This is a genomic window from Bacillaceae bacterium S4-13-56 (assembly GCA_040191315.1).
In the GTDB taxonomy this organism is placed as follows: domain Bacteria; phylum Bacillota; class Bacilli; order Bacillales; family JAWJLM01; genus JAWJLM01.
The window spans coordinates 1-801 of the sequence record JAWJLM010000179.1 but is presented as its reverse complement, the minus strand read 5'-3'; the positions used below and the strand labels follow the sequence as shown (position 1 = coordinate 801).

Below are 801 nucleotides of genomic sequence, written 5' to 3'. Positions count from 1 at the left end.
TGGGCTGTTTAGTGAATCGTTCAGCAGACCCTATTTAATATTTTTTATAATAAAATATTCTTGATAATGAACAGAGAGGGGGAACCCTTGAATTGGGTAAACGTTGACAAACCAACTAAAACATTGACTATACATAATGCTTATTGTAATTATATTCCTTCCAAAGAATCAAGTTTCAAGGGGATTAAATGTGAATTAATAGACGGTGGTTGGTTCTCATTTGTAACTATGGATGAAGCTAAACGACTTTATTTTGACAAGTATCCTGATTTCAAACAAAAAGTCTGTAACTCTTGTGGAGGAGTGTGACTACAATGAATGATTTCTCAAGACAGTTGATTGACAAAATTAAGAACATTGACTGTTTAGAAGTAGTAAAGCATAATAATGACTCAGGTTTTATAAATGTCCGATGTACAACGAGTATGCATCCAAGAAGGTTTAATGTTATTGGGGATCTTAATACGAATACAGGAAACATGAGACTGTATAGCGATGGAAAGTGGGTTAGTGCCAACAAACTAGGGATAACCAGTTTAGAGGCAATTATAAGTTGGGTAAAAAAAGATATTGAAGTATTAACTAGTCAAAAAGTTTAAGTTTAAGTTTTGATATATTAAAGCTTCTAGAACTCCAGTAGCTTTATTGGTGATTATTGGTGATTTGAGGGTCTGCCCCTAGCTTTCTATAACATGTTGAAATTATCGACCTTGGAACTTCGTGTTTCAAGGTCTTTTTGTGCTTTCTTGGCCTATTACTTTTATTAACTCAACTTTCGCACTTAGAAAAATGTAATTCGTT

General features: G+C 33.3%; 2 protein-coding genes. Both read left to right on the top strand.

Annotated elements, in window-relative coordinates:
- The first annotated feature begins 87 nt into the window (after positions 1–87).
- On the top strand, positions 88–309 hold the full coding sequence (locus RZN25_18535) for a hypothetical protein (GenBank protein ID MEQ6378784.1): 222 nt from the start codon (positions 88–90) through the stop codon (positions 307–309).
- A complete protein-coding gene (locus tag RZN25_18530; protein ID MEQ6378783.1) occupies positions 306–599 on the top strand; it encodes a hypothetical protein in 294 nt (97 codons plus the stop codon). Before RZN25_18535 ends, RZN25_18530 begins: the two co-directional genes overlap by 4 nt.
- The last annotated feature ends 202 nt before the right edge of the window (positions 600–801 follow it).